This window comes from Gordonia sp. IEGM753 (genome assembly GCF_050321825.1).
Taxonomy (GTDB): domain Bacteria; phylum Pseudomonadota; class Gammaproteobacteria; order Pseudomonadales; family Pseudomonadaceae; genus Aquipseudomonas.
This window is the reverse complement of record NZ_JBNQGB010000001.1, coordinates 104406-116158: the sequence shown is the minus strand read 5'-3', so window position 1 is coordinate 116158 and position 11753 is coordinate 104406. Positions and strand designations below refer to the sequence as shown.

Sequence of the window (11753 nt, the reverse complement as noted above, 5' to 3'; positions counted from 1 at the left end):
TTAGCCCTCTTTGGCGGGAGTGGGTGCCGACATGCCACTGTCTTTCAGGGCTTTGGTCACTTCCGGCGGCATGTACTTTTCATCGTGCTTGGCCAGTACCTCATCAGCCACTACCACACCTTCAGCGTTGAGCTTGCCGAGAGCGACAATGCCCTGCCCTTCGCGGAACAGGTCCGGAAGGATGCCGCGATAACTGATGGTCACGGACTTGTTGAAGTCGGTGACGATGAATTTCACGTCCAGCGAATCGCCGGAGCGCTGCAACGACCCCTTCTCCACCATGCCGCCTGCGCGGATGCGGGTGTCTTGAGGGGCTTCGCCATTGGCGATCTGGGTCGGTGTGTAAAACAGATTGATGTTCTGCTGCAACGCGCTCAAGGCCAGGCCGACAGCAGCGCCGACCCCGATCAGAATCGCGAAAATGATGATAAGACGCTTTTTGCGCAGCGGATTCACTTGCCGTTCTCCCGGCGCAAACGACGCGCCTCTTGTTGCAGATACCGCTTGCGGGCCACGATCGGCACCGCCACGTTGAAGATCAACACCGCCAGGCAGATGCCATAGGCTGACCAGACATACAGGCCATGATGACCCATGGCGAGGAAGTCGCCGAATGAAGCAAAACTCATCTAACGGCCTCCAGGCTGCTTTGTACTTCAGCTTTCACCCAACTGGCCCGGGCTTCGCGCTTGAGCACTTCAAGACGCATGCGCAGCAACAGCACCGCGCCGAAGAAACAGTAGAAACCGAGCACCGTCAGTAGCAATGGCAGCCACATCTCGGCAGGCATCGCCGGTTTTTCGGTGAGCGTGAAGGTCGCGCCCTGATGCAGGGTGTTCCACCACTCCACCGAGTATTTGATGATCGGAATATTGATCACGCCAACAATGGCCAACACTGCGCAGGCCTTGGCGGCGCTGTCACGATTGCTGATGGCGTTGCCCAACGCAATAAGACCGAAGTACAGGAACAGCAGAATCAACATGGACGTCAGTCGCGCATCCCAGACCCACCACGAGCCCCAGGTCGGTTTGCCCCAGATCGCCCCGGTGACCAGCGCCACGGCGGTCATCCAGGCACCGATGGGCGCGGCACATTGCAGCGCAACGTCGGCCAGTTTCATCTTCCAGACCAGCCCGACAACGCCGCACACGGCAAGCATTACGTAACAGGATTGCGCCAACATCGCGGCTGGAACGTGGATATAGATGATGCGAAAGCTGTTGCCTTGCTGGTAGTCGGGTGGCGCGAAGGCCAAGCCCCAGACAATACCGACGCCGATCAGCAACAACGCCGCGACGCTCAGCCACGGCAGCAGTTTACCGCTGATACCGTAAAACCATTTGGGCGAGCCGAGCTTATGAAACCAGGTCCAGTTCATTACTGTTTCCATCACGGTTGCTCTTGGCTATCGAGAGCCAAGGGTCTGCCTTTACTTCAAAAGAAGTGATCAGTTTCTGATCAGGCCTCATTATTATTCGCCGACGCTGATCTTCAGGCCAGCAGCTATTGCAAAAGGTGTAAGGGTTATCGCCAGGGCGGTCAGGCTACCAAGCCACAAGAGATAACCGGTCGCCGGCATTCCCTGCAAGGCCGCCTGCAAGGCGCCACTGCCAAGAATCAACACCGGGATGTACAACGGCAGAATCAGCAAGGCCAGCAACAGGCCGCCACGCTTCAACCCCACCGTCAATGCTGCGCCCACTGCACCGAGCAAGCTCAGCACCGGTGTACCCAGCAATAAAGAAAGCAGCAACACCGGCAGACAGGCGGTTGGCAAACCGAGCATTAACGCCAGCAGTGGCGCGAGCAAAACCAGTGCCAGACCAGAGAAGGCCCAGTGTGCCAGTACCTTGGCCAAAACCAGAAGAGCCAAGGGGTGCGACGAAAGGACCCACTGCTCAAGGGAACCGTCTTCGAAATCACTGCGGAAAAGCCCGTCCAGCGAGAGCAAAACCGATAAAAGAGCCGCTACCCAGACCAGTCCCGGAGACAAGGTTTGCAACAATTGAGACTCGGGTCCGACGGCCAAAGGGAACAATGCGACGACGATCGCAAAGAACACGAGCGGATTGGCCAGTTCCGCAGGTCGGCGAAACAGCAGTCGGGCCTCACGGGCCACCAATAGGCCGAAAACACTCATACGGCCCAGTTCCCCAAATCAATATCGCGATAGCCGGCAGGCATCCGTGTGAGCGTGTGGTGCGTGGTCAACACGACCATTCCGCCTCGCTCACAGTGCGCAGCCAAATGTTCTTCGAGTTGCGCCACGCCTTGTTTGTCGAGCGCAGTGAACGGCTCATCAAGAATCCACAATGGCGGACTGTCGAGGTACAAACGCGCCAGCGCCACCCGGCGTTGCTGGCCTGCCGACAAGGTGTGGCAAGGTACATCCTCGAAACCGCGCAGCCCGACAGCACCCAGCGCTTGCCAGATGGCGTCATGGCTGGCCGGCTGATGCAAGGCGCATAGCCAGCTCAGGTTCTCTTCGGGCGTCAGCAAATCCTTGATGCCGGCGGCATGGCCGATCCACAACAGGTTGCGAGCCAGTTCACTGCGTTGTTCGCCGAGCGGTTGGCCATTGAGCAACACTTGACCGTCGGTCGGTTGCATCAGCCCCGAGAGCAAACGTAACAGGCTGGTCTTGCCACTGCCGTTGGGGCCACTGATTTGCACCATTTCGCCACTGGCCAGTCTCAAATCGAGATTTTCGAAAAGCAGCCGAAGGTCTCGCTCACAAGCGAGGGCAACGGTTTGCAGGACAGGACTGGTCAAGAGATCAAGGGCCTTTACGGTTCAAGTCGGCAAGGGTGCGGCCGCTACAGAGATGCAGGATAAATGCATTGGCGGCCTGATCCAGAGAGCTGCGTCAAACATTTGCGATGTTTTCAGCGCCTCGGTGACAACGGGGCGGCATTATACATGCCATGCCCTACTCTCAAGAGGGCAATTTCCTCAGGTTGTGACCGCGTATGACAGGCGAAATGAACATCCTCCCACTGCCGCAGACCACACCGACGGCCGCGCGTCCGTTAGTGGTCACTGGCGAGTTGCTGAAGTTACTGACGCCAATGGAGGGCCTGATTACCGCCGGTCAATCTGCCAGGGCCGAAGTGCTGTCACTCAAGCAGGCGGATCAAACCTTTCAACTGTTGCTTAAAGTCACCCTCGACAGCGGCCGTCAAACGACCGTGCAAGCCACCAGCACTCAGCCGCTGCCGCAGGGCACCAGTCTTGCGATCACACAGCCGTCAGCGGGGAGTCTGGCGGTGACGGTGCAACAGGCCATCGCCTCAAGTGTCGCCACCCTCACCCGCATCGACACCGCGCAACTGCCCGCCGGTACGCTGCTGCAAGGCAAAGTGCTGACTTCACAAGTGCTGCCGCAGGTGCCGGGCCAGCCGACGGTGTTTCGCTCACTGGTGAGTTTGCTCAACACGGCGTTCAGCGGCAGTACCCTGAGCATCGACAGCCCGCAACCACTGCGCATCGGCACGCTGCTGAGTGCGCTGGTGGAAGATACCCAAACCCTGAAATTCGTGCCGTTGAGCAGCCGGCAGGACCAATTGGCGGTTGCGCAACAGCTGAACACCCAGCAAAGCCGCCAAGGTTCGCTGGACGGATTGCTCGGCCTACTGCAGAACCTGCCGCAGAGTGACGAAACCTCTGCCGACCTGCGCGCTGCGATCAACAAACTGCTCGCGGGCCTGCCAGACGCGCAGCAACTGAGCACACCTAAAGGTTTGGCCCAGGCGTTGGCCAATAGCGGTCTGTTTCTTGAGGCAAAACTGCTGGTCGGGCAAAACCCGACACTGGCACCAGACATGAAGGGCGATTTGTTGCGCCTGATTGGCCAACTCACACAGAACCTGCCGACCAACACCAACCTCAACGCCATCCTCGCCGCCAATACGTTGGCCCAGACGATGCCAAGTTTCGTGCGCAGCGCCCTCGGCATGCTGGGCCAGGTCAGCGCCAAACAGCAGCCAACCGGTTTTCCATTGCCGCCGCGTTTTTTACAAAGCCTGGATGGCGAAGGCGATCTCGAGCATTTGCTGCGTTTGGCGGCAGCCGCCGTTTCGCGCCTGCAAAGCCATCAACTGTCGAGCCTGGAACAAACCGGTGTCACGGACGATGGTCGGTTGATGAGTACCTGGCAACTGGAAATCCCGATGCGCAACATGCAGGACATCGTGCCTTTACAGGTCAAGTTTCAGCGTGAAGAAGCCCCCGAAAAAGAACCACAAAACGAACGCCGCGACGAACGCGAACCCAAGCAGCAACTGTGGCGCGTGGAGCTGGCGTTTGACATGGAGCCTTTGGGCCCTTTGCAGATCCAGGCGCAACTGATCAAAGGCAGCCTGTCCAGCCAGTTATGGGCCGAACGTCCGTACACCGCGAGCCTGATCGAGAGCAATCTGGTCGGGCTGCGCGAGCGTTTATTGGCCTCTGGCTTGAACGTCGGCGATCTCGACTGCCACCTCGGTACGCCGCCACAAGGCCCGCAAACCCGTCTCGAACAACGCTGGGTCGATGAAACCGCATGAGAAATCCAACCCCGCCACGCCAGGCTATCGCCCTCAAATACGACGGCACTCACGCCCCGACACTCACCGCCAAAGGTGATGACGAACTGGCCGAAGCCATTCTGAAGATTGCGCGCGATTGCGAAGTCCCCATCTACGAAAACGCAGAGCTGGTGCGGTTACTGGCAAGGATGGAGCTGGGCGAGAGTATTCCAGAGGAGTTGTATCGCACGATTGCCGAGATCATCGCGTTCGCGTGGAGCCTGAAGGGCAAGTTTCCGGAGGGCCACGATCCGAACGAACCGATGCTGGAGAAGGACATTACCGAGCGCGGTGATGATTATTGACCTGCCGCGCTGGGTGTATCGCTATCAAATCGAGCGACGTAGCCGGCTTAAATGCTTCAGCCCTTCCAGCACCAGTACCAGCACCGCCAACCAGATCGGCAGATAGGTCATCCATTGCCCGGGTTTCAGCGCTTCACCCAACGCAAGGGATACCGCGACCAATAACACCGGTTCGGCATAGCTCAGTAGCCCGAACAAACTGAACGGCAACAAGCGACTGGCCAGAATATAGGCGTACCCGGCCGCCGCACTGACAATGCCCATGATGGGGACCAGCCAGTAAAGAGCCGGGCGCTGCGCCCCGATTTCGGCCAGTGGATCGCCGCTAAGGACGAACCATAACGCCACGGGAACCATCAGCAGCATGTCCAGCCACAACCCGCCGAGATTGTCCGTGCCGCAACGACGACGCAACACAAAATACAGCGGGTAGCCGAGGGCCACGACCATTGTTGTCCACGAAAAACCACCCGTGCGGTACAGCTCGTTACCCACCCCGATGGCGGCCAGAATGGCCGCCAACTTCTGCAAGTGCGACAGGTGTTCGCCGTAGATGATGCGGCCTGTAAGCACCATTGTCAGTGGCAACAGGAAGTAGCCCAGCGATACATCCAGCGCGTGGCCATTGAGCGGTCCCCACATGAAAATCCACAACTGCACACCGACCAAGGCACTGGTGATCAGCACCCAGAAAATCAGGGAGGGTTTGTTACGAAGACGCTCGACGATCAGAGGTACCCATTTCCAGTCGCCGGAAAGGCAGATGAACAACGTCATGAATGGCAACGAAATGAGCATTCGCCAGCCAAAAATTTCCTGACCATTGAGCGGTGAAAGCAAGGACGTAAAGTAATACAGAACGCCAAACAGGAATGATGCAGATACTGCGAAAACAACACCTTTAGACACAACAGCCTCGACAAAACGCGCATAGATCGAATTGAAGTCGACGCCACAAATAAAGTTTGAAATGACTTACAGGCAAGCATTAAAAATTCGCCACGGAAGTTACTGCACCATGTCAACTTTATGGTTGAGATGCATTCATGAAAACCAGGGCAAAATTAGATGTTTTTATTATATTGCACGAAGTTCATCCGGCACTTTATCGAGCCCGACTTCGGTCATTGATAGAAGGACACTCGGTGCGAGTGCATTCAGGTAAAACGCTGCAACCGTGAGAAACGGCCAAGTGAGAACCCCACATTACGGGGCGTTCGTCTGATCCAGAGTGGAGCAAGACAAATGGTATTTCAGTTTTAACGCAAATCGCCTGAACAAAATATTGCCAGTTGGACAGGGAGGCAAACAATATAGAAAGTGGTGGATTTAGTCCAACAAAAAATCGCGACCAAGGCAAACTTCTGACGGCTGCCACCGGTCACGATTTTCTAACTCATCGCTTTGAATCTTTAGCTGCTTTTATGCAACTTGCTCATCAACTGAGCTTCGGCCTGAGTCAGGCCACAAGACTGGGTCAACTCATCGACGCTGGCGCCCATGCCGACCAGTCGCGCCGCTTGGGCAAACGACAGGCTGGAAGGGTCTCGCTGCTCGAGTGAAGCCAGTTTGTCCGGCAAAGGCCCGACCACCGCGCGCAACTCGTGCAAATCCTGCCCCATGCGCACGTTACCGTTCTGATAGTCGTCGACGCGCTTGGTCAGGTCTTTGATGCGCTGATCGCGCAGCGCATCGCTCTGAGCCTGTTGCGCAGCGATCTGTTTTTGCCCACGAACGTACGCCAGGAACATCGCCAGCGTGCCTGCCCAAAAGAGGAACAGGACAATCACCGCCACCTCAAGAATCAATCAGATGTTCTCCAGGTCCGACCATTCTTCTTCGCTCATCATCTTGTCCAGTTCGACAAGGATCAGCAGTTCGTTGTTCTTGTTGCACACGCCCTGAATGAACTTGGCGGATTCTTCGTTACCGACGTTAGGCGCGGTTTCGATTTCCGACTGACGCAGGTAAACCACTTCGGCCACGCTGTCGACCATGATCCCGACCACTTGCTTGTCGGCTTCGATGATGACGATACGGGTGTTGTCACTGATTTCGGCATTCATCAGGCCGAAACGCTGACGGGTGTCGATTACGGTGACCACGTTACCGCGCAGGTTGATGATGCCCAGCACATAGCTTGGGGCACCCGGCACTGGAGCGATTTCGGTGTAGCGCAGCACTTCCTGAACCCGCATCACGTTGATGCCGTAGGTTTCATTGTCCAGTTTGAAGGTTACCCATTGCAGGATCGGATCTTCGGAACCCTTTGCATTCGTCGCGTGATTACTCATACCTGACCCCTCAAAAAACCGCTTCTGGCGGTGTGTGTTCTGTTGGCGGCATTCAACAATGCCGTCGCCTGATTGTTATGTCGGCTGCTATGTGAGTTTGTGTAGCGGCTTGCTGCCACCCATGTGCTTTGCCCCGCCGCTGGCGATCAGCTCGGCCAACTCGGACACGTCCAGCAGCGCGCACATGTGTTCAATCACCGTGCCGGCAAGCCATGGCCGCTGACCTCGATGACTTCTCCATTTGATTTCGTTCGGGTCCAGGCGTAACGAGCGGCTGACCTGGTGCACCGCCAGCCCCCACTCATAACCCTGAACCGAAATGACGTATTGCAGACCCTGACGGAAATCGTCGCGGTAACGGTCGGGCATCACCCAACGCGCGGTATCGAGTACTTTCAGGTTGCCGCCCTGGCTGGGCAGTATTCCGAGAAACCAATCCGGTTGACCGAACAGCGGCGTCAACTCATGGCCGGCCAACGAATAAATCGAGCCAAGGCACACCAGCGGAACAGCCAGGGTCAAACCGGCGACATCGAACAACAGGCATTCGAACGGTTCGGCAGCCCACGCCGGGCGTCCGTCGGTTTCGAGTGGTGGCGGGGTGTTGCTCGGCGGCAGATGAACTTCAACGACCGGCGGCACCAGCGCCTGCAGCAACGGGGCGATGGTCGACACCGGCGCCACAATCGGTACGGGCGCCTCAACCACTGCCACTACCGCTTTCAGAACCGGGGCGATGACCGGCGTTGCAGCCACGACAGGTTGTTGTTGCGCATCGCGAGCCTGCTCTTCGAGCACTGCGGCCTGGAATTCGTCGAGTGCACCTTCCACCTCGACCACTTCTGGCAGTGTTTCAATCTGTGGCGGCAGCTCTTCAGTCGCCTCTTGCAGCAAACTGTCCAGATAGGACTGCAGTGCGAGTTGCGGGCGCGAAGTGATTTTTACCGGCCGATTCATGTCAGGCCACCTGCGCAACGGATTGCTGCGTCAGCAAATGCTTGAGCAGCGCACGGTAAGCCAGCACACCACGGCTTTTACCGTCGAATTGCGAAGGCGTTACACCCGCGCGGCTGGCATCACGCAAACGCGTATCGACCGGGATATAGCCTTGCCAGATGTCGTCCGGGTACATGTCGCGCAACACGCGCAAGGTTCCGAGGGAAGCTTGAGTGCGGCGGTCAAACAAGGTCGGCACGATGGTGAATGGCAGTGCCTGTTTGCGTGAGCGATTGATCATCGCCAAGGTGTTGACCATGCGCTCCAGGCCTTTGACGGCCAGGTGTTCGGTTTGCACCGGAATCACCAGTTGCTGGCTCGCCGCCAAGGCATTGACCATCAGCACGCCGAGCAACGGCGGGCTGTCGATGACCGCGTAATCGAAGTCTTGCCACAACTGCGCCAGGCTCTTGGCAATCACCAGGCCCAGGCCACTCTGCCCCGGCGATTGGCGTTCGAGGGTTGCCAGCGCAGTGCTCGATGGCAGCAGCGAAATGTGTTCATGGCTGGTGGGTAACAGCAACTGTCCGGGCAGGCCTTGCGGCACACTGCCTTTGTGCAGGAACAAGTCGTAGCTGCTGTGTTCCAGGCTGTCGGGGTCGTAACCGAAATAGCTGGTCATGGAGCCGTGAGGGTCGAGATCGACCACGACCACACGCTTGCCCGCCTCTGCCAGCAAACCGGCTAAAGCGATAGAGGAAGTGGTTTTACCAACACCACCCTTTTGATTGGCAACTGCCCAGACTCTCATTCGACATGTTCCTCCCGGTCGAAAATGCCGACCGAGAAATAGCTCAGCGTATTAATGCGGGTGACGGAGAATTGACGGCGCTCTCTCGTCCCGGCGACTTGACCGGTGCAGGTGCAGTTTGTGTGCCAGCACGCTTCAACGCGGCGTCCGGTTGTGCATTGGCTGTTCCGGTGCCGGTGAGGCTGCGGCGCACATCGAGATTTCGCGACACCACCAACACCACCCGACGGTTGCGCGCCCTGCCCTGCGCCGTGGCGTTATTGGCCACGGGTTGGAATTCGCCATACCCCACCGACGCCAGGCGTCCAGGGTTCACACCCTGCATCGCCAGCATGCGCACGATGCTGGCCGAGCGGGCTGAAGACAGCTCCCAATTGGTCGGGTATTGCGGGGTGCGTATCGGTTGGTCGTCGGTGAAACCTTCGACGTGTATCGGGTTATCGAACGGCTTCAGAATCGCCGCCACCTTGTCGATGATATTGAACGCTATATCGCTGGGCATCGCGTCGCCGCTGCCGAACAGCAGGCTGGAGTTGAGTTCGATTTCGACCCACAACTCGTTACCACGCACTGTCATCTGATTGGAGCTGATCAAGTCACCGAACGCGGCGCTGATGTCATCGGAAATGCTTTTCAGCGGGTCGTTGGCAGCCTGCGCGATACCGGCATCGATCTGCTCGCTGTCCTTGACCAGCGGTTTGGCCGGGGTCACGGTTTTGGGTCGCTCGTCGCCAATCGGGATCGGCTTCAAGGCGCGATCGGAGTCGGTAAAGACACCGATCAACGCTTCGGAAATGACCTTGTACTTGCCTTCGTTGATCGATGAAATCGAGTACATCACCACGAAGAAAGCGAACAGCAACGTAATGAAGTCGGCGTAGGAAACAAGCCAGCGTTCATGGTTTACATGTTCTTCAGGTTGCCGGCGACGAGCCATAGTCCATTACCCCCATCAATCCATGAAGCCCTGAAGCTTCAACTCAATAGAGCGAGGGTTTTCACCTTCGGCGATCGACAGAATGCCTTCCAACAACATTTCGCGATAACGCGACTGCCTTAAAGCCACGGACTTCAGTTTCGCCGCCACCGGCAGCAAAATCAGGTTGGCGCTGGCCACACCGTAAATGGTGGCGACGAAGGCCACGGCGATGCCACTGCCCAACTGCGAGGGATCACCGAGGTTGCCCATGACATGGATCAAGCCCATCACCGCACCGATGATGCCGATGGTTGGCGCATAGCCGCCCATGCTTTCGAAGACTTTGGCGGCTTCGATGTCGCGGCTTTCCTGGGTGTAGAAATCCACTTCCAGGATGCTGCGAATCGCTTCTGGTTCGGCGCCATCCACCAGCAATTGAAGGCCTTTGCGCGAGTAGCTGTCCGGTTCGGCGTCGGCCACGCCTTCGAGTCCCAGCAAACCTTCCTTGCGCGCGGTAAGGCTCCAGTTGACGACACGATCAATGCCACCGGCCAGATCCACACGCGGCGGAAACAGAATCCAGGTGAGGATTTGCAGGGCGCGTTTGAACGCACTCATGGGCGACTGCAACAGCGCGGCGCCGATGGTGCCGCCCAGTACGATCAACGCCGCAGGACCGTTGGCCAATGCGCCGAGGTGACCGCCCTCAAGGTAGTTGCCGCCGATAATGGCGACGAACGCCATGATGATCCCGATAAGGCTTAAAACGTCCATCAGATACACGCCTCGACCAGGTGCCTGCCAATATCGTCCAGGCTGTAAATGGCATCCGCCAATTGCGCTTTGACGATGGCCATCGGCATGCCATAGATCACGCAACTGGCTTCATCCTGAGCCCAGATTGCGCTGCCGCTCTGCTTGAGCAGGCGAGCGCCTTCACGTCCATCGGCGCCCATGCCGGTCAATACAACCGCCAGAACTTTGTCGCCATAGGACTTGGCGGCCGAGCCGAAGGTGATGTCGACGCACGGCTTGTAGTTCAAACGCTCGTCGCCCGGGAGGATTTTCACCGCGCCACGGCCGTCGATCATCATCTGTTTGCCACCCGGTGCCAGCAACGCGAGGCCCGGACGCAGAATGTCACCATCCTCGGCTTCCTTGACGCTGATGCGGCAGAGCTTGTCCAAACGCTCGGCAAAGGCCTTGGTGAAGGCTGCGGGCATGTGCTGAATCAGGACGATCGGTGCCGGGAAGTTAGCCGGCAACTGAGTCAACACCCGTTGCAGCGCCACCGGGCCACCAGTGGACGTACCAATGGCAACCAGTTTGTAGGGCTTGCGCTTCGGTGCTGGCGAGGAGGCTGTAGGCGACGAGGCCGCAGGCGCATGTGCACGCGCCGGGATGGCTGCCGGAACCGGGCGCACAGGTGCGCTGCTGCCATAACTACCGATACTGGAAGGCGCTGGCGTCGGAGCAGGTGCGGCGACCGGTGCAGGCGAACTGTAAGTACTGACACGACGATTACTGCGCGAAATGCTCAGGATCTTTTCGCACAGCAGTTGTTTGACCTTTTCGGGATTACGCGAGATGTCTTCGAAATTTTTCGGCAGGAAATCCACCGCGCCAGCGTCCAGCGCATCGAGGGTTACCCGAGCGCCTTCGTGCGTCAGCGACGAGAACATCAAGACCGGGGTCGGGCAGCGTTGCATGATATGACGCACGGCGGTGATGCCATCCATCATCGGCATTTCGTAGTCCATGGTGATCACGTCTGGCTTGAGGGCCAGCGCCTGATCAATCGCCTCTTTACCGTTGGTTGCCGTACCGACAACCTGGATATTGGGATCCGCTGAAAGAATTTCCGAGACGCGGCGGCGGAAAAACCCCGAATCATCCACCACCAGGACTTTGACTGCCATA

At 57.9% G+C, this 11753-nt stretch carries 15 protein-coding genes; 2 read left to right on the top strand and 13 right to left on the bottom strand.

Features of this window, described 5'->3' with window-relative positions; translation table 11 throughout:
• The 5 genes from ccmE to ccmA form a co-directional block, all read right to left on the bottom strand.
• Window positions 1-456 carry a cytochrome c maturation protein CcmE gene (ccmE, locus tag ACQR3R_RS00545; RefSeq protein ID WP_428269955.1) on the bottom strand — a complete coding sequence of 152 codons (456 nt, stop codon included), beginning with the start codon at window positions 454-456 and terminating at the stop codon, window positions 1-3.
• Window positions 453-629: a heme exporter protein CcmD gene (gene ccmD / locus ACQR3R_RS00540; RefSeq protein ID WP_428269954.1), complete on the bottom strand. Its 177-nt coding sequence runs from the start codon at window positions 627-629 to the stop codon at window positions 453-455. The genes ccmE and ccmD overlap by 4 nt, the downstream gene beginning before the upstream one ends.
• Complete coding sequence (gene ccmC, locus ACQR3R_RS00535) at window positions 626-1381, bottom strand: heme ABC transporter permease CcmC (protein ID WP_428269953.1); 756 nt, start codon at window positions 1379-1381, stop codon at window positions 626-628. The genes ccmD and ccmC overlap by 4 nt, the downstream gene beginning before the upstream one ends.
• Before the next feature lie 93 nt (window positions 1382-1474).
• The gene (ccmB, locus tag ACQR3R_RS00530; protein ID WP_428269952.1) at window positions 1475-2143 is read right to left on the bottom strand and encodes a heme exporter protein CcmB; all 669 of its coding nucleotides are present in this window, start codon (window positions 2141-2143) and stop codon (window positions 1475-1477) included.
• On the bottom strand, window positions 2140-2775 hold the full coding sequence (gene ccmA, locus ACQR3R_RS00525) for a cytochrome c biogenesis heme-transporting ATPase CcmA (RefSeq protein ID WP_428269951.1): 636 nt from the start codon (window positions 2773-2775) through the stop codon (window positions 2140-2142). Before ccmA ends, ccmB begins: the two co-directional genes overlap by 4 nt.
• 209 nt (window positions 2776-2984) lie before the next feature.
• On the opposite strand from ccmA, the gene ACQR3R_RS00520 reads away from it, so the two are divergent.
• Window positions 2985-4547: a flagellar hook-length control protein FliK gene (locus tag ACQR3R_RS00520; RefSeq protein ID WP_428269950.1), complete on the top strand. Its 1563-nt coding sequence runs from the start codon at window positions 2985-2987 to the stop codon at window positions 4545-4547.
• Window positions 4544-4873: an EscU/YscU/HrcU family type III secretion system export apparatus switch protein gene (locus tag ACQR3R_RS00515; RefSeq protein WP_428269949.1), complete on the top strand. Its 330-nt coding sequence runs from the start codon at window positions 4544-4546 to the stop codon at window positions 4871-4873. The genes ACQR3R_RS00520 and ACQR3R_RS00515 overlap by 4 nt, the downstream gene beginning before the upstream one ends.
• A gap of 24 nt (window positions 4874-4897) precedes the next feature.
• Here ACQR3R_RS00515 and rarD read toward each other — a convergent pair whose 3' ends face one another.
• From rarD to ACQR3R_RS00475, 8 genes are all read right to left on the bottom strand, one after another.
• Entirely contained in the window at window positions 4898-5782 is an 885-nt protein-coding gene (gene rarD, locus ACQR3R_RS00510; protein WP_428269948.1) for an EamA family transporter RarD, read from the bottom strand.
• Between the two features lie 503 nt (window positions 5783-6285).
• Window positions 6286-6681: a DUF2802 domain-containing protein gene (locus tag ACQR3R_RS00505; RefSeq protein ID WP_428269947.1), complete on the bottom strand. Its 396-nt coding sequence runs from the start codon at window positions 6679-6681 to the stop codon at window positions 6286-6288.
• A complete protein-coding gene (locus tag ACQR3R_RS00500; RefSeq protein WP_059407544.1) occupies window positions 6682-7167 on the bottom strand; it encodes a chemotaxis protein CheW in 486 nt (161 codons plus the stop codon). It abuts the gene before it with no gap.
• Window positions 7168-7254: 87 nt separating this feature from the next.
• Window positions 7255-8124: a chemotaxis protein CheW gene (locus tag ACQR3R_RS00495; RefSeq protein ID WP_428269946.1), complete on the bottom strand. Its 870-nt coding sequence runs from the start codon at window positions 8122-8124 to the stop codon at window positions 7255-7257.
• Window position 8125: 1 nt separating this feature from the next.
• Window positions 8126-8914: an AAA family ATPase gene (locus ACQR3R_RS00490; protein ID WP_428269945.1), complete on the bottom strand. Its 789-nt coding sequence runs from the start codon at window positions 8912-8914 to the stop codon at window positions 8126-8128.
• Window positions 8915-8957: 43 nt separating this feature from the next.
• On the bottom strand, window positions 8958-9851 hold the full coding sequence (motD, locus tag ACQR3R_RS00485; protein WP_428269944.1) for a flagellar motor protein MotD: 894 nt from the start codon (window positions 9849-9851) through the stop codon (window positions 8958-8960).
• A gap of 15 nt (window positions 9852-9866) precedes the next feature.
• Window positions 9867-10607, bottom strand: coding sequence for a flagellar motor protein (locus ACQR3R_RS00480; RefSeq protein ID WP_428269943.1), 741 nt, complete (start codon window positions 10605-10607; stop codon window positions 9867-9869).
• On the bottom strand, window positions 10607-11752 hold the full coding sequence (locus tag ACQR3R_RS00475; protein WP_428269942.1) for a chemotaxis-specific protein-glutamate methyltransferase CheB: 1146 nt from the start codon (window positions 11750-11752) through the stop codon (window positions 10607-10609). Before ACQR3R_RS00475 ends, ACQR3R_RS00480 begins: the two co-directional genes overlap by 1 nt.
• Window position 11753 lies beyond the last annotated feature (1 nt).